The sequence below is a fragment of the Afipia broomeae ATCC 49717 genome (assembly GCF_000314675.2).
Classification (GTDB): domain Bacteria; phylum Pseudomonadota; class Alphaproteobacteria; order Rhizobiales; family Xanthobacteraceae; genus Afipia; species Afipia broomeae.
Genome location: NZ_KB375282.1, coordinates 2,127,379 through 2,145,585 on the forward strand (window position 1 = coordinate 2,127,379; position 18,207 = coordinate 2,145,585).

Sequence of the window (18,207 nt, forward strand, 5' to 3'; positions counted from 1 at the left end):
ACCCTCTCCCACGAGGGGAGAGGGAAAAGAAATTACACGACCATCATCACCGGGTTTTCGATCAGCTTCTTGAACGCCGTGATCAGCTCGGCGCCGAGGGCGCCGTCGATGGCGCGGTGATCGCACGACAGCGTCACGCTCATCATCGACGCTGCGACGATCTGACCGTTGCGCACAACCGCACGCTCCTCACCCGTTCCGACCGCAAGGATCGACGACTGAGGCGGATTGATCACCGCAGTAAAGTCCTTGATGCCGTACATGCCGAGGTTCGACACCGACGATGTGCCGCCCTGATATTCGTTCGGCTTGAGCTTCTTCGCCTTTGCGCGCGCGGCCAGATCCTTCATCTCGTTGGAAATCGCCGACAGGGTCTTGATTTCGGCCTGGCGAATAATCGGGGTAATCAGGCCGAATGGCAGCGCCACTGCGACGCCGATGTCCGAATGCTTGTGGCGAAGCATCGCCGCTTCGGTCCATGACACGTTCGCCTCGGGGATTTTCTGCAGCGCTATTCCCATCGCCTTGATGACGAAATCGTTGACCGAGAGCTTGTAGAGCGGCTTGCCGTCTGCATTCTTGCCCGCCGCGGCGTTGATCTCTTCGCGCGCCGCGTTGAGCTTGCCGAGATCGCAGTCCACCGTGAGATAGAACGTCGGCATCGAATTGGTCGCAGCGGTGAGACGCTGCGCGATGGTCCGGCGCATCGAGTCGTGCGGTATGCTCTCGTAACCGCCCTCCTCATACAGCGCGAGAATCTGCTGGTCCGACATCGCAGGTGCACTGACGGCACCGGTGGCCGCGGCGGGAGCGCCTGCGCTGGCTGCGAGCTTGAGGCCCTTCCCGGACTTCGCCTGATCGATGTCGCGCGCAACCACGCGGCCATGCGGCCCCGAACCGGTGACGCGGGACAGATCGATCCCGGCTTCCTTGGCAAGACGCCGCGCCAGTGGCGATGAGAACACACGCGCGCCGTTGCTTGGTGCGGGAGCAGCGGCCGCGGCCGGTGCAGCCGCAGGTTTTGCAGGCGCGGATGCAGCAGCCGGTGCCGGTGCTGCGGCAGGCGCAGCGGCTTTCGGCGCATCAGCTTTTGGTGCTTCGGATTTCGTAGCAGGCGAAGCCGATGCGGCTCCCGCTCCCGCAGCCTTCACGTCTTCGCCGTCACCGGCGAGAACTGCGATAACGTTGTTGACCGGAACGTCCTGTGTGCCTTCCGGCACCAGAATTTTCGCGATGGTGCCTTCATCGACGGCTTCGACTTCCATCGTCGCCTTGTCGGTCTCGATCTCGGCGATCACGTCGCCGGACTTGACCTTGTCGCCCTCTTTCTTGAGCCACTTGGCAAGGTTGCCCTTCTCCATCGTGGGCGACAGCGCGGGCATCAGAATGTTGATCGGCATAATCCTGTTCCCGGCTCTCTCAGCGATACATCACGGCTTTGGCCGCATCGACGACTTCAGCCACCGACGGCAGCGCCAGCTTTTCGAGATTGGCGGCGTAAGGCATCGGCACATCCTTGCCCGACACGCGCGCCACCGGCGCATCGAGATAATCGAAGGCCTGCTCCATGATCCGCGCCGCGATTTCAGCGCCGACACCGGACTGCTGCCAGCCTTCCTCGACCGCGACCGCGCGCCCAGTCTTCTTGACTGAATTGATGATCGTCTCGGTGTCGAGCGGACGCAGCGTGCGCAGGTCGATGACCTCCGCTTCGATGCCCTCCTTGGCGAGTTCATCGGCGGCATGCAGCGCGTAGGTCATGCCGTTCGACCACGCGATCAGCGTGACATCCTTGCCCGCGCGCGCGATGCGCGCCTTGCCGATGGGTACAACGTAATCGTCGAGCTTCGGCACATCGCCGGAATGACCATAGAGGATTTCGTTCTCGAGGAAGATCACCGGGTTCGGATCGCGGATTGCGGCTTTCAGCAAACCCTTCGCGTCCGCCGCGGAATACGGCGAGACCACCTTGAGGCCCGGAATCTGCGAATACCACGCCGAATAGTCCTGGCTGTGCTGGGCCGCCACGCGCGCGGCCGCGCCGTTCGGGCCGCGGAACACAATTGAGCAGCCCATCTGCCCGCCGGACATGTAGAGCGTCTTCGCGGCGGAGTTGATGATCTGGTCGATCGCCTGCATCGCGAAGTTGAAGGTCATGAATTCCACGATGGGTTTCAATCCGGCCATCGCCGCGCCGACGCCAACACCGGCAAAGCCGTGCTCAGTGATCGGGGTATCGATCACGCGGCGTTCGCCGAATTCCTGCAACAGGCCCTGCGTGATCTTGTAGGCGCCCTGATACTCGGCGACTTCCTCGCCCATGACGAACACGTCTTCGTCGCGGCGCATTTCCTCGGCCATGGCATCGCGGAGAGCTTCGCGCACCGTCATCTTTACCATTTCGGTGCCGGGCGGCACTTCCGGATCGGCCTCGGCAATCGGAGCCGGTGACTGCAAAACGCCCGGCGTGGCGGGCGCCTTGGCTTCGGCAGCGGCAGGCGGTGCGGATTCAGCGGCCTTCTGCTGCGCTGCTGGTGCAGCAGCAGCTTTTCCAAGATCGGCGGCGCTTTCGCCGTCGGCAAGAATGGTGGCGATCGGCGTGTTGACCGCAACGTCGCTGGTGCCTTCGGGGATCAAAATCTTGCCGAGCGTGCCTTCGTCGGTCGCTTCGACTTCCATCGTCGCTTTGTCGGTTTCGATCTCGGCGATCACATCGCCGGACTTGATGGCTTCACCCTCTTTCTTGAGCCACTTGGAGAGATTGCCTTTCTCCATGGTGGGCGAAAGCGCGGGCATCAGAACTTGAATCGGCATGGTTGCTCCGGACTCTTTCGCAGGCTTAACGGTAAATGTCGGTGTAAAGCTCGGACACGGGCGGCTCCGGCGTGTGCTGCGCGAAATCCGCTGCCTCGTTGACGATCTCGCGAACCTCGCCGTCGATCCCCTTCAGGTCCTGCTCGCTGACCTTGAGCTCGAGCAGGCGCTGGCGCACCTGCTCGATCGGGTCGCTGTCATGACGCACCTTGTCCACTTCCTCGCGGGTCCGGTACTTCGCAGGATCGGACATCGAATGGCCGCGGTAACGGTAGGTCTGCATTTCGAGGATGTACGGCCCATTGCCCTCGCGGCACCATTGCACCGCCTTGTCGCCCGCGGCCTTTACGGCGCGAACGTCCATGCCGTCCACCTGTTCGCCGGGAATGTTGAATGACGCGCCCCGCTTGGAGAAATCGGTCTGTGCCGACGAACGGGTCACTGACGTGCCCATCGCGTAACGGTTGTTCTCGATGACGTAGATCACGGGAAGCTTCCACAGCTCCGCCATGTTGAAGCTTTCGTAGACCTGGCCCTGATTGGCTGCGCCGTCGCCGAAATAGGCGATGCTGACATTCTTGTTGCCGCGATAGCGGTTGGCGAAAGCGAGGCCGGTGCCGAGCGGAACCTGCGCGCCGACGATGCCATGGCCGCCATAGAAGTTCTTCTCCTTGCTGAACATGTGCATGGAGCCGCCCTTGCCCTTGGAATAGCCGGCTTCGCGTCCCGTCAGCTCGGCCATCACGCCCTTGGGGTCCATGCCGCAGGCCAGCATGTGGCCGTGATCGCGGTAGCTGGTGATGATCTGGTCGCCCTTCTCCAGCGACATCTGCATGCCGACCACGACCGCTTCCTGGCCGATATAGAGATGGCAGAAACCGCCAATGGCGCCCATGCCGTAGAGCTGGCCGGCCTTTTCCTCGAAACGGCGGATCAGCATCATCTCGCGAAACGCGTGAAGTTCCTGGTCCTTGCTGAACGTCAGATTGTTCGGATTGCGGGAGCCGTTGCCGGTAGCCTGGCCCACGTCCTGCGCGGCGGCGCTTTTCTTCGAAGAGGCCGATTCTTTTGGCGACATGTCACGTCCGGATGAGAGAGCGGGTACGATCTTCTCTACTCCAACTCACATCGCCATGAAAGGATTGCATGATGTCGCGTGCACGCGCACTTATCTCGCAACGCAGCGAACGCAACTTTAAAATGCAAAGCAGACGATTTTTGAAATTTGAAACCAGAGCGGTGGTTCGGACGTCCGCAAGGCTGCGGCGGCGCGTACCGTTGCGGATTGGCGAACCAAAATCACAATGGAATGATAGGTTCTGGTGTCATGAATCCGAAGTCTGGAATGAAGTGCTTTGGTAATCGGGCGAACTTCGGCTTCAAAAGGCTAGTTCTGACCGATCATCCGAACGAGATCACGCGGATGCACATAGTCGAGCTGGTAACGTGCGCGCTCGTCGAGCATGTCGGGATCGACTCGGTCTGAACGAAGCAGCGAAACGCGCTGTTCGGCCGCGATGCGCTCGGCCTTGAGCCGGGCCAGTTCGGCGGTCAGTTGCACGATTTCTTGATCGAGTTCCTGCCGCGCGTTGAGACCGTACTTGCCGGTGTAGGCATTGACCCCGAAATAGGCAATCAATGCCGCTGCGATCGTATAGAGCGCGAGGCCGGTCATGATTGCTTTGAGTCGCGAGCGTGAAACCATGCCCGCAAGATGGGACAGCCCGGTTAACCTATCGCTAACAACCGGGCTGACCCTTCATCACCGCGCCATCATTTCTTGATGCGATCGATCCAGGCTGCGAAGGCCGTGATGTAATCCCTCAGCACCTTCTCAAGAGCCTCCTTGGTCAGTTCGCCCTTGTCATCGAACGCGTCGCCCACCCCATTCAGATAGATTTCGGGCTGCTGCAGGATCGGTCCCGTAATACCGGGGAGAAGCGCCTTCAGGTGCATGGCCGCCGCAATGCCGCCGAGCGGTCCCGGTGAGTTCGCCACAATGCCGGTCGGTTTGCCGAGGAAAGAACTCTTGCCGTAGGGACGCGAGCCGACGTCGATGGCGTTCTTCAAGACGCCGGGAACGGAACGATTGTATTCCGGCGACACAAACAGAACAGCGTCGGACTTCTGAATTGTCTCGCGGAACGAAACCCAGTCCGCCGGCGGCGTCGCTTCCAGGTCCTGATTGAAGAACGACAGACCATGAAGAGTGACAATCTCAAGCTTGAGAGACGATGGAGCAACCTTGGCGAACGCCTTGGCGATCTTGAGCGAAAACGACTCCTTGCGGAGGCTGCCGACGATGACGGCGACGGAATGGGCCATAGAACGATCCTCTTAAGCAACAGGACAAAGGGAACCTGCGAAAGGCCCGATTAGCCTTCGGACAAAAAGGATGCAAGTGCATTAAATTCGGATCGCGAGATCGTGTTCCTTTATCCCAGCAGTTCGTCGTTGTGTTCTCCGAGCCGGGGCGCGCCAGAGTGCGGATGCGGGCGTTGCCCGTCAAACGAAATCGGGAGACCTACCACGGGCAACTCACTGCCGGGCAATGTGCGCATCAAGTCCGAAGCCTTGAACTGCTCGGTCTGTGACAATTCCACGATGGTGTTGACCGGACTGCACGGCACACCAACCGCCTCGAAGGCGGCCAGCCATTCCGCGCGTGTCTTGGTCAGCAGCACCGGCTTCAGCAAATCGATCAGCGTGTCGCGATGAACGAACCGGTCCCTGCCCTTGGCAAATCGCGGATCGGTACACCATTCAGGAAAACCGAGCACGGTGGCGAGCTTGTGAAACAGCCGGTCGTATCCGGCGGCGATCACCAGCGGATGGTCGGCGGTTTCGAACGCCTGATACGGCACAATGGTCGGCGTCGCCGCACCCGTTCGCGGTGCAAGCTCCTGTGTCACATGATAGGTCGCCAGCGAGGAGTCCACCCACGACGCCGCGCTGTCGAGCAACGAGGTATCGATCACGCAACCCTTGCCGGTGACGTGGCGCTGCTGAAGCGCAGCCAATGCGCCGATCACACACCACTGCGCGGTGGCCTTGTCGTTGATCGCGGGCGCGCAGAATGTCGGCGGATCGTCGCGCCGGCCGGTCTGCATCATCACGCCGCCATAGGCCTGCAGCAGCGGGTCGAATCCCGGCGCTTTCGACAGCGGCCCCTTCGGTCCGAACGCCCATATCGAACAGTAGATCAGCCGCGGATTCACCGCGTGCATATGCTCGGGGCCGATGCCGAGATCGTTGACCACACCCGAGCGCAGATTCTGGATCAGAATGTCGGCATCGCGCACGAGGGTCTTCAGCTTCTCGATATCGGCGGCGTTCTTCATGTCGAGCGTCACCGACCGCTTGTTGCGATTGGTGACGTGGAACATGATCGAGGCTTCCTCGATGAACGGAGGCCCCCAGCTTCGCGCGTCGTCGCCGCCATCGGGCTTCTCGATCTTGATCACGTCCGCGCCCATGTCGGCCATGATCGCACCGGCCAGCGGACCCGCGAGCGCCTGCCCGATTTCAATGACTTTAATTCCGGCAAGCGGACCGTTCATGGCGTCGTTCTCCCGCAACTTGATTAGCGGACGCCACTCAAGCGAGTGCGGCTTGCCAAGGCAAGCCGCAAGCGCGATATGAAAACGAAACCCAGCGTTGCACCGCTGAGGCTTGGCGCGAAGGAAAGTTTACGCAAGCGCCTTGAGCGCCGAGCGGCCCGCATAGACCGCCTGGTTGCCAAGTTCCTGCTCGATGCGCAGCAACTGGTTGTACTTGGCGGTACGGTCTGCGCGCGCCAGCGAACCGGTCTTGATCTGTCCACAATTGGTGGCGACGGCGAGGTCGGCAATGGTCGAGTCTTCCGTTTCACCCGAACGATGCGACATCACGGCGGTGTAGCCCGCCTTGTGCGCCATCTCGACAGCCGCGAGCGTCTCGGTGAGCGAGCCGATCTGGTTGACCTTCACCAGAATGGAATTGCCGAGGCCCTTCTTGATACCATCCGACAGACGCGTGACATTGGTCACGAACAGGTCGTCGCCGACGAGCTGGCACTTGCTTCCGATCAGGTCTGTCAGCTCCTTCCAGCCATCCATGTCGTCTTCGGCCATGCCGTCTTCGATCGACACGATCGGATAGCGCGAGACGAGATCGGCGAGATACTTCGCCTGCTCGGAGCGCGAGCGCGTTTTCTTCTCGCCCTCGTAGACATATGAGCCGTTCTTGAAGAACTCGGTCGAGGCGCAGTCGAGCGCCAGCATGATGTCGCCGCCCGCCTTGTAGCCGGCCTTGCCGATGGCGCTCATCACGAAATCGAGCGCAGCGTCCGCCGACGGCAGGTTTGGCGCAAAGCCGCCTTCGTCGCCGACATTGGTGTTGTGACCGGCCTTCTTCAGTTCGCCCTTGAGCGTGTGGAAAATCTCGGCGCCGCAACGCAGTCCTTCCGCAAAGTTCTTTGCGCCGACCGGCATCACCATGATTTCCTGGAAGTCGATCGGATTGTCCGCGTGCACGCCGCCGTTGACGATGTTCATCATCGGCACCGGAAGGGTGCGCGCCGAGGTGCCGCCGACATAACGATACAGCGGCATGCCGAGCGATTCCGCGGCGGCCTTGGCGACAGCCAGCGACACGCCAAGGATGGCGTTGGCGCCCAGCCGTCTCTTGTTCGGTGTTCCATCCAGATCGATCATGGTCTGGTCGATCTGGACCTGCTGCTCGGCCTCCATGCCGCCGATGGCATCGAAGATCTCGCCGTTGACCGCATCGACGGCCTTCTGCACGCCCTTGCCAAGATAACGGCCCTTGTCGCCGTCGCGCAGTTCGACGGCCTCATGCGCACCCGTGGAAGCGCCCGAGGGAACGGCCGCGCGGCCCAGCGAGCCGTCTTCCAGCACCACATCGACTTCGACGGTCGGGTTGCCGCGGCTGTCAAGAATTTCGCGGCCGATGATGTCGACGATTGCGGTCATGTGCGCCCTTTCAGGATCAGGTTCTGAGGTTTGGGGCAGCTTCTACAGGAACGCGCCGCGCCGGAAAAGACCATCCGAAGCCTTTGATCCCGTGACGTTTTGATCAGGACCGGCTATCAGACGGCAAACGGAGACACCTATGTCCAGAAAGCCTCGCGCGGCCAAGGCCGCCGGAACATCGCTGCAACTCGGCCAGCAGGTCGAAGCGCCCGCTTCGCCCGATACGGCCAAACTCGACCGGGTGCCGAATCCGCATACCGACACGAAGTATGTCGCACGTTTCACAATGCCGGAATTCACCTCGATCTGCCCGGTCACCGGCCAGCCGGATTTCGCCATTCTCGTCATCGATTACGTGCCGAACAAATGGCTCGTGGAATCGAAGTCGCTGAAGCTCTATCTCAACAGCTTCCGGAATGTCGGCTCGTTCCACGAGGACTGCACCGTGTCCATCGGCAAGCGGCTGACGAAACTATTGGCGCCGCGCTGGCTGCGGATCGGCGGATATTTCTATCCGCGCGGCGGCATGCCGATCGATGTGTTCTGGCAGGCCGGCAAGCTGCCGGCGACTGTTTGGGTGCCGGATCAGGGCGTCCCGCCCTATCGCGGGCGGGGTTAGATATCCGTCATTTCCGCCGGCTTCTGGTGAAGCAGGCGCGCCGCAACGATCCCGAGCACAAGGATGGCGACTGCGCTGATTATCAGCGTGGGGATTTTGCCGGCGTGTGACAGTGCGAAGCCGTACAGGATCGGCCCGACCGCCTGCCCCATGAAGAAGCAGAACGCATGGAGCGACAACGCCGAGGCGCGCGCTTCGGGCGCTAGATCGCTCGAGAACACCTGCAACGACCCGTGCAGCGAGTAGAATCCCCAGCCCATCAGAAGAAAGCAGATGGCCTGAATTTCCCAACGCGGCCCAATAGCAACGACGAGAAACTGAAGCGCCACCACAATAGCGCCGCCGACCATTAACCCGTTGACGCCAAAACGCGGCAGCATCCGGGACACGCTCGCGGTGTAGAGCAGACCGCCAACAGCGAACGCGGCGATCACCACACCGGGGATCGAGGCGCGCGTCTCGCCGAGTTCGAACAGAAACGCGGCGACGAACGGAAGCAGCCCGAGAACGCAAATTCCCTCGATAAACACGGCAATGAAAACAACGCGCGCGTTCGGGTTTTTCAGGATGGTGCGATAGCCGTCCTTGAGCGATTTCAAGCTCACGCCGCTTCGCGGACTGGTGACGCCGCCGCGGCGAAAGCCAATGAAGACTGCCACCGATGCAATCACCATGATCGCGCCGAGGACAGCCAAAACGCCGCGCCATCCCAGAAAATCGCCAATCACGCCTGCGGCCGTCGCGCCCAGCAGGTTTCCGGTCATCGCACCGGCGAGCACCCGGCCCAGCGCCACCTGCCTTTGCGCCGTCGGCACGAGATCGCTGGTCAGTCCGAACGCGATGGGAAATGTGCCCCCCGCCGCCATGCCGCACAGGACGCGCGACAGAAACAGCATCTCGAACGATGTCGCCATCGCGCCGACGATGTTTGCCGCACCCAGCAGGATCAGACACGCGATCATCAGCCGCGCCTTGCCGAACATGTCGGCGGCCGCGCCGAGAATGGGCTGCACAATGGCAAATGTGAAAGCGACCACGGCGGACAGGCTTGCGGCGGTCGCGACCGTCACGCCGAAACTATCGGCCACCAGCGGCAGCACCGGCTCCATCGCACGCGATGACAAGGCAGCGGCGAACGTCGTGGCGGCGATGATGTTGAGGATCGGCAGCATCAGGGATTCAATTGTCCCACGGATGCTGCGCGACGAGGTTGCATCAGCGTGTTTCGCTCTTGGCGAGCGCGTCGAAAGCCATCAGGTTCTTCACCAGAGCTTCAAAATCTTTCAGCGGCACCATGTTCGGACCATCCGACGGCGCGTTGTCCGGATCTGGATGCGTCTCGATGAAAACACCCGCCACACCGACCGCGACGGCGGCCCGCGCCAGCACAGGCACGAATTCGCGTTCGCCGCCGGATGAGGTCCCCTTGCCGCCCGGCTGCTGTACGGAATGGGTCGCATCGAAGATCACCGGCGCACCGGTGGTGCGCGCGAGGATCGGCAGCGCCCGCATGTCGGACACCAGCGTGTTGTAGCCGAACGATGCGCCGCGTTCGGTCACCATGACGTTGGGATTGCCCCCGCCAGTGATCTTGCCAACAACATTGGCCATGTCCCACGGCGCCAGAAACTGGCCCTTCTTGACGTTGACCACCTTGCCGGTTGCGGCCGCGGCCAGCAGCAGGTCCGTCTGCCGGCAGAGAAACGCGGGTATCTGCAACACGTCGACCACTTCGGCGACCTGCGCGCATTGCTCGATCTCATGCACATCGGTCAGCACGGGCAGACCGAGGGTTTCGCGAATCTCCGCGAAGATCGGCAGCGCTTTCTCAAGCCCCATGCCGCGCGCGCCGGACGCGCTGGTGCGGTTGGCCTTGTCGAACGAGGTCTTGTAGACGAGGCCGATCTTGAGACGAGCGGCGATCTCCTTCAGCGCGGACGCGACTTCCAGCCCATGCGCGCGGCTCTCCAACTGGCATGGCCCGGCGATCACCGCCAATGGCAATGCGTTGCCGAATTTGACGTTGCCTGCGGAAACCACCGGGGCCGCGGAAATCTTGGCGTTCAAAGGGTGTCCCTTTTCAGAAAATCGGTTGGACCATGCCGGTGAGGGAGTGCCCGATCAAGTCCGGCCCGTCAAATCTTCGACGGGGCCTCGAATATCAGGGTTGCGCCAAAAGCTGCCCCGGACGGCACCACCAGCCGGCCGATATGGCGATGCGAGGCCACCCCGCCACTTTTGAGGACCCGCTCGGTAGCGTCGATGTCCGGCACCGCAAGGCGCAGGCCTTTGATCGAAGCGCCCTCGCCGTCCAGTTTCGGCAAGGTTCCAAACTGGTCGCGGAACGACACCGCCTCGATGATCTCGACATCGCCGCGCGGCGTGTTTGCGGTGACGCCGATCGAACTCGAATGGAGATCGCGCACCCCGGTCAGTGCACCGAGGAAAATATGATGATCGGTCGGATTGTCGGCGACGAGGACCGCGCCGAGCACACCGCTCGCGCGATTGGCGTGCTGCTGATAGTCCGCATTCCAGAACGCGGCCGGATTGTGCTGCTTGCAGGTGAAGAACGTCGTGTGGGGCGACAGTGCATCCCGCGCGAAGGCGAGCGAAAAACCGACAGTCGTGGAGCTTCCATCCGGTCGTTTTGCCTCGCGCGAAAACGGCAGTGACTTCGAGGCACCAATGCCATGTCGCGCGAAGTCCGCGACATCGGCCTCGCTGTCGGTGCTTTCAAGCACCAGCATCGAGAAGCCGTCGTCGCGCGCGATCGCCTCGCGGTTCGGAGCGCCGAAATGCAGCGACAGGCCGTCGTCTCCGAGCTTCTCGGGTTCGGCGACCGTCAGAACCTCGATGAAGAAGCCGGGAAACTGCACGACATGATTATGTGTGCCCCACGGATGCACATTGCGCGCGCCGACCCTGAAGCCGGCGCGGCGATAGAAGTCCGCCGCCGCATCGAGATCGCGGACGGCATGGACGATATGATCGAGACCGCGAGGCATGACCGGTGCGCGAGACGCGCCCTCACTTCACCGCGGAGAAGGCCGTCGGCGCCAGGAACTGGCTGGTGATGTTCTCGACGATCTGACCGTTCTTCTCGGTTTCGGCGCGCGTGGATATCCAGACCGGGTCGGTTTGGAACGCGCCCCATTTCTGCTCGCGCTCCGCCAGTGAATCCCACGCAAGGAAGTACGTCAGTTCCTGACTGGACTGGCCGACCACCGTTGTGAAAAAGCCGGCCTGACGGATGCCGTGCTTTTCCCAGATCTTCAGCGTGTGATTCTCGAAGCGCTTCACCAGATCCGGAAGTCGCCCCGGGACACAGCGATAAACGCGCATTTCATAGATCTTGCTCATGGGCCCTCTTGTTGATTGATGGCGCTCCCTAGCGGAATCGAACCGCGCCGACTGTGATTATGCAGGCTCTCCAGAACCGGCATATAGTCGCCTGCGCGATCCGTTATCAAGCGCTTCCCGGCGATGGGACCAATGCGAGAATTGTCATGCAAAAGATCGTGCGTTGTTTGACACTGGCCGTCGTCGCATCCGGCTTGATAACTTCGGGTTTTGCCCGAGCCCGGTCACCCGGAACGCCCAGCGTGGTCACCGGCGGCGCGAACGGCGTGACCTTCAACGGCCAAGCCTGCGGCTGTCACGATCAGCTCCCAGCGTAACGAGCCGTGACCAGATTGAGATCAAAGGCCTCTTTCTCCGTGAGCCAGCGGATGTCCTTGCTCGCAGTCATCGCCTGCATGATGGAAGGCGAAACGCCCATCTCCGTCATGTAATCGAGAATGATGCCGGTGGTGCGCTGGGTACGCGACACGATATCTCCCGCGGACTCTTCGCCTTTCGCTCCTGTGCTGCTGAACTGATGCACGCCGAGCATCGACCGCGGCATGGCCTCCCGGATCTTGCCTCCCGCGAAAACGAAGACGCACGCGCTGGCGCAACGCGCAGGTTGCGGGCGTCCGCTGGAATCGACCCTCCCCACCACCGTCGTCAGTCCGCGCGAACGGACCACTGCACCCATGATCAATCCCTGATCGAGTGAGCCGCCCGGCGACGACAGGAAGACGACATCTCCGCCTGTCAGTTTGGCTGCATCGAGCTGTTCGCGGAACCAGCCTGCGGCGGCAGGCCCGATCTGCCCCTGAATTGCGAGTCCCTTGCGGCCGTCTGCCATGGTGACAACCGTTGCCGTCATGCTCGGCGAACCGAAAAGATCACTCCAGTACGACCACGCACCCGGCGAAGAAAGATCTCGATACGCACTCACGCCGTAGGTTGCGATCAGCAGCACCACGAACAGAACAGACCACAGCGATCTTCGGCTGCGCGGGACGGACTGGTTTTCCTGCGGCGCCGGCGCATCGCCCGCAGGCTTGCCCCACGGCCGCGCGGTTTGGTCGCCTTCAAGCCCTGGAGGTTTGATCTTCGGAATCATGCCGCTTCGATCTCGCCAGTTTTGCCGTTGTTCAAACGGCTCAGGAGAACCGCTCCCACGCGGCCTGACGCGACACGCCGAGCGCCTAGCTGGACTAAACCAGCCGGCTCTGAACCATCGCCGCCTGCACGAACGAGGCGAACAGCGGATGCGGCTCGAACGGACGCGATTTCAGTTCGGGGTGGTACTGCACCCCGATGAACCACGGATGATCCTCGTACTCGACGATTTCCGGCAGCACGCCGTCAGGCGACATGCCCGAGAAGCGCAGGCCATGCTGTTCGAGACGGTCCTTGTAGGCGGTGTTGACCTCGTAGCGGTGACGATGCCGCTCGGAAATTTCCAGCGCCCCGCCGTAAACTTCCGAGACGCGGCTGCCCTTCTTGAGCGAGGCGGGATAAGCGCCGAGCCGCATGGTGCCGCCGAGATCGCCGGCCTTGCTGCGCTTTTCAAGTTCATTGCCGCGCAGCCATTCGGTCATCAGGCCGACCAGGGGCTCCTTCGTCGCACCGAACTCTGTCGAATTGGCATCCTCGATGCCGACCAGATTGCGTGCGGCCTCGATCACCGCCATCTGCATGCCGAAGCAGATGCCGAAATACGGCACATCACGCTCGCGCGCGAACCGCGCCGCCTTGATCTTGCCTTCCGCACCGCGCTGGCCGAAGCCGCCCGGCACCAGAATGCCGTTGACGTGTTCGAGGAACGGCGCGGGATCTTCGTTCTCGAAAACCTCGGACTCGATCCAGTCGAGATTGACCTTCACCTTGTTGGCGATGCCCCCGTGCGACAACGCCTCGATCAGCGACTTGTAGGCGTCCTTCATGCCGGTGTACTTGCCGACGATGGCAATGGTCACCTGGCCTTCGGGATTGCGGACACGCTCGTTGATGGTGTGCCAGCTTTCCAGCTTGGGCGGCTTGATATCGACGATGCCGAATGCGGCGAGCACTTCGTCGTCGAGACCGGCGGCGTGATAGGCCTCGGGCACCGCGTAGATGTTGTCGACGTCCCGCGCCTCTATGACGGCGGATTCGCGGACATTGCAGAACAGCGCCAGCTTGCGGCGCTCTTCCTTCGGAATCTCGCGATCGGTGCGGCACAGCAGGATATCGGGCTGGATGCCGATGGAGCGCAGTTCCTTGACCGAGTGCTGGGTCGGCTTGGTCTTCAATTCGCCAGCACTTGGAATGTAAGGCAGCAGGGTCAGGTGGATGTAGATCACTTCACCGCGCGGCAGGTCGTTCTTGACCTGACGGATCGCCTCGAAGAACGGCAGGCCTTCGATGTCGCCGACGGTGCCGCCGACTTCGCACAGCACGAAGTCGTAGTCTTCGTTGCCGCCGAGGATGAATTCCTTGATGGCGTTGGTGACATGCGGAATCACCTGCACGGTTGCGCCGAGATAGTCGCCGCGGCGTTCCTTGTTCAGGATGTCCTGATAAATGCGCCCCGTGGTGATATTGTCCTGCTTCGTCGCAGGACGGCCGGTGAAGCGCTCGTAGTGACCGAGATCGAGATCGGTCTCGGCGCCGTCATCGGTGACAAACACTTCGCCGTGCTGATACGGCGACATCGTTCCGGGATCTAGATTGAGATAGGGATCGAGCTTGCGAAGGCGGACCTTGTAGCCTCGTGACTGCAGAACAGCGCCGAGCGCTGCTGAAGCCAGACCCTTGCCGAGCGAGGAGACCACGCCGCCGGTGATGAAAATATACCGCGTCATGGGACTCTACCTTTATCTCCGCCGGTGTGATTCGCAAAACTAAACCCACGCGCACGCCGATAAATCGCGACGCTGTGGGTGACTTCGATATGTGAGTTCAGTCAGGTACTTGGAAGGCAACTCTAAGACTTGCAGGCAAGCAGCTTACGCATGGCTGCAAGTCTTGTCGTCGCAACAGCACTACTTCGACTGCGGGGCCTGCGGAGCGGACGGCGCTTCAGGCTTCTTGAGAGAATCCAGCAGACCGCCAGCAGGCGCGGCCGGAGCACCAGGCTGCGAGATCGGCGCAGGGCTGGTGTTGAGGATCGAGGCAGGTTTGCGGTCGTAGCTCGCAAGCCACGACAGAACCAGGCTTGTCACGAAGAAGCCTGCCGCCAGGATGGCAGTGGTGCGTGTGAGCAGGTTGGTCGTTCCGCGGCTCGACATGAATCCGCCGCCGCCCCCGCCGCCGACACCAAGGCCGCCACCTTCGGATCGCTGCAACAGTACGACGCCGATCAGGCCCAGCACGAGCATAAGATGAATGACAATAATGACAGTCTGCATCGTTACCTTCCGTCACAAGCCTCCAGCGCCGGGAGCCGGTCGCGTCGGTGCTTGCGGGGGTTGAAGTTGCGCGGTCTGTACACGATTGCAGGGGGCATTGTCACCCCCGATGGACCGCTTCGAGACCATGGGATTTAGGGGCACGCAGCAGCAATCGCAAGGAAATCAGCAGCTTTCAGGCTGGCTCCGCCTACCAGCGCCCCGTCGACATTGGCGACAGCCATCAATTCGGCGGCGTTCGACGGCTTTACCGAGCCTCCGTAGAGAATCCGGACGGAATCGCCCTCGCCCTTGAACCGGTCCTTCAGCTTGCCCCGGATAAACCCATGGACTTCCTCGACATCCTTCGCTGTCGGGGTCCGGCCGGTTCCAATGGCCCACACCGGCTCATAGGCGACCACCAGATTGGCTGCGGTAGTCCCGTCCGGTAGCGATCCGGCCAACTGACGCCCGACCACATCGAGCGCCTGTCCGGCGTCACGCTCGGCCTGTGTTTCGCCGACACAGACGATGGCGACAACGCCCGCACGCCACGCCGCCTCTGCCTTCTCGCGAACAAGCGCATCGCTCTCATGGTGATCCGTGCGGCGTTCGGAGTGGCCAACGATAATGGCGGTTGCGCCGGCATCCGCCAGCATCTCCGCCGAAATATCGCCGGTATGCGGGCCGGACGGCGCCGGATGACAATCCTGTGCACCAATTGCGACTTTCGATCCGGTGACCACTGCCGCGGCCGTGAAGAGCAGTGTCGCGGGAGGACAGATCAGAAGATCGGCCTTGCGCCACACCTTTTCAGCACCCTGTCCGATGGCGGCGAGTTCGTTCGCCGAGGCCTTGAGGCCGTTCATCTTCCAGTTCCCCGCGATCAGCGGACGGCGCTTGTCGGTCATATTTGATCTCGCATCATATTTATCGGGATTATCGGGCAGTGCGGCCGATCTGCGCTAGCAGAGCGTTATCGGAGATGCCAGTTCCGAGGCCTTATTTCCACACGGCGGTTCCGGTTTTTCCCTATCCGCGCCATTAACCGCGCTGAAGCGTCGCCTTCACCATGGTTGCTAGGGAACCAGCACCCCTTTATATGTTGGCGAAACAACGCGGTAATGCCTCTGCGGCCGGCCGCTCCACCCCCCGAACATCAAGTTGGACCCATGCTCCGAGGAATGCGCAAAGCCTCATCGAATTGGCTCGGCAAGACGGTGATGTCCGTCCTGTTCGGCGTGCTGATCATCAGTTTCGGTGTCTGGGGCATCGCCGACATCTTCAAGGGATTCGGACAGTCGTCGCTCGCCAAGATCGGCAGCACCGAAATCACCACCGAACAGTTCCGGAATCTGTTCACCGACAAGGTTCAGCAGATCGGACGCCGGTTCGGCCGTCCGCTGACCATGGAGCAGGCACGCCAGTTCGGCCTCGACCGTCAGGTGCTTCAGGAGGTCATCTCCGACGCCGCGCTGGACGAGACCGCGCGCCGCATGGGGCTCGGCCAGTCGGATGCCGATATCGTGCGCGCCATCTCGAGCGACCCGACCTTCAAGGGGCTCGACGGCAAATTCGATCATGACCGGTTCCTGCAGACGATCCGCCAGGCCGGCTACACCGAACAGCGCTTCATTGCCGAGCAGCGCCGCATCGCAATGCGCCGCCAGCTCACGGGCACGGTCGTTGCGGGCCTCGAGCCGCCGAAGACCCAGGTCGAGGCGCTGGTCCGTTTCCAGAACGAGCAGCGCTCGGCCAGCTACGTCAAACTGGCAGCCGCTCAGGCGGGAACCATCGCGCCGCCCTCACCCGAAGCGTTGGCGGCGTATTTCGACGAGCGCAAGCAACTGTTCAGGGCGCCGGAATATCGCAAGATTGCGGTGCTCGCTCTGACGCCCGACGAACTCGCCAAGTCGATCACCGTATCTGACGAAGACGCGAAGAAGGTCTTCGAACAGCGCCGCGAGCGTTACGCGACCCCTGAGAAGCGTCAGGTGTTCCAGATCCCGTTCCCGAACGCCGACGAGGCCAAGGCGGCAAGCGATCGCATCAAGGCCGGAACATCGTTCGAGGACATCGCCAAGGAGCGCAAGCTGACGACGGCCGATATCGACCTCGGCAACGTGGCGAAGGCTTCGATCGGCGACTCCGCCATCGCCGACGCCGCATTCGCGCTCGCGCCGAACACTGTGAGCGAGCCGGTCAAGGGCACCCTCATCACCGCGCTGCTCAAAGTCACCAAGGTCGAACCCGGCACCAACCCGACCTATGAGACCGTTGCACCGACGATCAAGCGCGAGATCGCGCTGGAGCGTGCGCGGGCGCAGATGCAGGATCTGCATAACAAGATCGAGGACGAGCGCGGCGGCGGATCGAACATTGCCGAAGCCGCCCAGAAGCTCGGGCTCAAGGCGACCACGATCGAAGCCATCGATCGCTCTGGCCGCGGCCCGGACGGCAAGCTGGTGGCCGGTTTGCCGCAAGGCATCGATCTCGTCTCGCCCGTATTCGCCAGCAACATCGGCGTGGAGAACGAGCCGGTGCAGTACAACGGCGGCGAGCTTTGGTTCGACGTCCTCGGCGTGACGCCGTCGCGCGACCGTTCGCTCGATGAAGTGAAGGATCAGGTCGAAGCGCGCTGGCGCGATGAGCAAATCTCGACCCGCCTGCGCGCCAAGGCCACCGAGATTGTCGGAAAGCTGGAAAAGGGCGCAGCCTTCGACGCCGAAGCCGCGGCTGCGGGACTCAAGGTCGAGACCGCCAAGCTGTTCAAGCGCGACACCGACGCCAAGGATATTCCCGAGCGGCTGGTGACGGCTGCGTTCCGCACGCCAAAGGACGGCGTCGGCCAGACCGAAGGCAGCGGCGGCAGCGAGTGGATTGTGTTCAAGGTGACCGACGTCGTCGTGCCGCCGGTCGATCTTGCGTCCGAGGATGTGAAGAAGCTGACCGAAAGCCTCCGCCGCGCGGAAATGGAAGAGCAACTCACCGCCTATATCGCGAAGCTCGAAACCGAGATTGGCGTGACGATCAACCAGAACGCGTTTGCCGTGGCGACGGGAGCCACAGCCGCTCAGTGATGTTGGAATAAAAGCTC

At 62.0% G+C, this 18,207-nt stretch carries 17 protein-coding genes; 2 read left to right on the forward strand and 15 right to left on the reverse strand.

Annotation, left to right across the window (positions count from 1 at the left end):
• Positions 1 to 32: 32 nt before the first annotated feature.
• The 7 genes from HMPREF9695_RS09825 to eno form a co-directional block, all read right to left on the reverse strand.
• Positions 33 to 1,400 (reverse strand): pyruvate dehydrogenase complex dihydrolipoamide acetyltransferase, encoded by a 1,368-nt coding sequence (locus tag HMPREF9695_RS09825; protein WP_006020698.1) that lies wholly within the window; start codon positions 1,398 to 1,400, stop codon positions 33 to 35.
• A 19-nt stretch (positions 1,401 to 1,419) separates the two neighbouring features.
• Positions 1,420 to 2,814: a pyruvate dehydrogenase complex E1 component subunit beta gene (locus tag HMPREF9695_RS09830; RefSeq protein WP_006020699.1), complete on the reverse strand. Its 1,395-nt coding sequence runs from the start codon at positions 2,812 to 2,814 to the stop codon at positions 1,420 to 1,422.
• 25 nt (positions 2,815 to 2,839) lie between these two features.
• Positions 2,840 to 3,892 carry a pyruvate dehydrogenase (acetyl-transferring) E1 component subunit alpha gene (gene pdhA / locus HMPREF9695_RS09835; RefSeq protein ID WP_006020700.1) on the reverse strand — a complete coding sequence of 351 codons (1,053 nt, stop codon included), beginning with the start codon at positions 3,890 to 3,892 and terminating at the stop codon, positions 2,840 to 2,842.
• 309 nt (positions 3,893 to 4,201) lie between these two features.
• Positions 4,202 to 4,519 carry an FtsB family cell division protein gene (locus tag HMPREF9695_RS09840; RefSeq protein WP_085947371.1) on the reverse strand — a complete coding sequence of 106 codons (318 nt, stop codon included), beginning with the start codon at positions 4,517 to 4,519 and terminating at the stop codon, positions 4,202 to 4,204.
• Positions 4,520 to 4,587: 68 nt separating this feature from the next.
• Positions 4,588 to 5,139, reverse strand: coding sequence for an NADPH-dependent FMN reductase (locus HMPREF9695_RS09845; RefSeq protein WP_006020702.1), 552 nt, complete (start codon positions 5,137 to 5,139; stop codon positions 4,588 to 4,590).
• A 110-nt stretch (positions 5,140 to 5,249) separates the two neighbouring features.
• Positions 5,250 to 6,374 (reverse strand): CaiB/BaiF CoA transferase family protein, encoded by a 1,125-nt coding sequence (locus HMPREF9695_RS09850; protein ID WP_006020703.1) that lies wholly within the window; start codon positions 6,372 to 6,374, stop codon positions 5,250 to 5,252.
• Between the two features lie 129 nt (positions 6,375 to 6,503).
• On the reverse strand, positions 6,504 to 7,787 hold the full coding sequence (eno, locus tag HMPREF9695_RS09855; RefSeq protein WP_006020704.1) for a phosphopyruvate hydratase: 1,284 nt from the start codon (positions 7,785 to 7,787) through the stop codon (positions 6,504 to 6,506).
• A gap of 139 nt (positions 7,788 to 7,926) precedes the next feature.
• Here eno and queF point away from each other — a divergent pair, with 139 nt between their 5' ends.
• Positions 7,927 to 8,406, forward strand: a complete 480-nt coding sequence (gene queF / locus HMPREF9695_RS09860) for a preQ(1) synthase (protein WP_006020705.1) — start codon at positions 7,927 to 7,929, stop codon at positions 8,404 to 8,406.
• Here queF and HMPREF9695_RS09865 read toward each other — a convergent pair.
• From HMPREF9695_RS09865 to tpiA, 8 genes are all read right to left on the reverse strand, one after another.
• Entirely contained in the window at positions 8,403 to 9,578 is a 1,176-nt protein-coding gene (locus tag HMPREF9695_RS09865; protein ID WP_006020706.1) for an MFS transporter, read from the reverse strand. The genes queF and HMPREF9695_RS09865 overlap by 4 nt on opposite strands.
• A 43-nt stretch (positions 9,579 to 9,621) precedes the next feature.
• Positions 9,622 to 10,473 carry a 3-deoxy-8-phosphooctulonate synthase gene (kdsA, locus tag HMPREF9695_RS09870; protein WP_006020707.1) on the reverse strand — a complete coding sequence of 284 codons (852 nt, stop codon included), beginning with the start codon at positions 10,471 to 10,473 and terminating at the stop codon, positions 9,622 to 9,624.
• Between the two features lie 68 nt (positions 10,474 to 10,541).
• Entirely contained in the window at positions 10,542 to 11,414 is an 873-nt protein-coding gene (locus HMPREF9695_RS09875) for a VOC family protein (RefSeq protein ID WP_006020708.1), read from the reverse strand.
• Between the two features lie 22 nt (positions 11,415 to 11,436).
• Entirely contained in the window at positions 11,437 to 11,769 is a 333-nt protein-coding gene (locus HMPREF9695_RS09880; RefSeq protein WP_006020709.1) for an NIPSNAP family protein, read from the reverse strand.
• Positions 11,770 to 12,070: 301 nt separating this feature from the next.
• Positions 12,071 to 12,859 carry a COG3904 family protein gene (locus HMPREF9695_RS09890; protein WP_006020710.1) on the reverse strand — a complete coding sequence of 263 codons (789 nt, stop codon included), beginning with the start codon at positions 12,857 to 12,859 and terminating at the stop codon, positions 12,071 to 12,073.
• A gap of 94 nt (positions 12,860 to 12,953) precedes the next feature.
• Positions 12,954 to 14,585 (reverse strand): CTP synthase, encoded by a 1,632-nt coding sequence (gene pyrG, locus HMPREF9695_RS09895; protein ID WP_006020711.1) that lies wholly within the window; start codon positions 14,583 to 14,585, stop codon positions 12,954 to 12,956.
• Between the two features lie 180 nt (positions 14,586 to 14,765).
• Entirely contained in the window at positions 14,766 to 15,131 is a 366-nt protein-coding gene (secG, locus tag HMPREF9695_RS09900; protein ID WP_006020712.1) for a preprotein translocase subunit SecG, read from the reverse strand.
• Positions 15,132 to 15,265: 134 nt separating this feature from the next.
• The gene (tpiA, locus tag HMPREF9695_RS09905; protein ID WP_006020713.1) at positions 15,266 to 16,021 is read right to left on the reverse strand and encodes a triose-phosphate isomerase; all 756 of its coding nucleotides are present in this window, start codon (positions 16,019 to 16,021) and stop codon (positions 15,266 to 15,268) included.
• 273 nt (positions 16,022 to 16,294) lie between these two features.
• Here tpiA and HMPREF9695_RS09910 point away from each other — a divergent pair, with 273 nt between their 5' ends.
• A complete protein-coding gene (locus HMPREF9695_RS09910) occupies positions 16,295 to 18,190 on the forward strand; it encodes a peptidylprolyl isomerase (RefSeq protein ID WP_006020714.1) in 1,896 nt (631 codons plus the stop codon).
• Positions 18,191 to 18,207 lie beyond the last annotated feature (17 nt).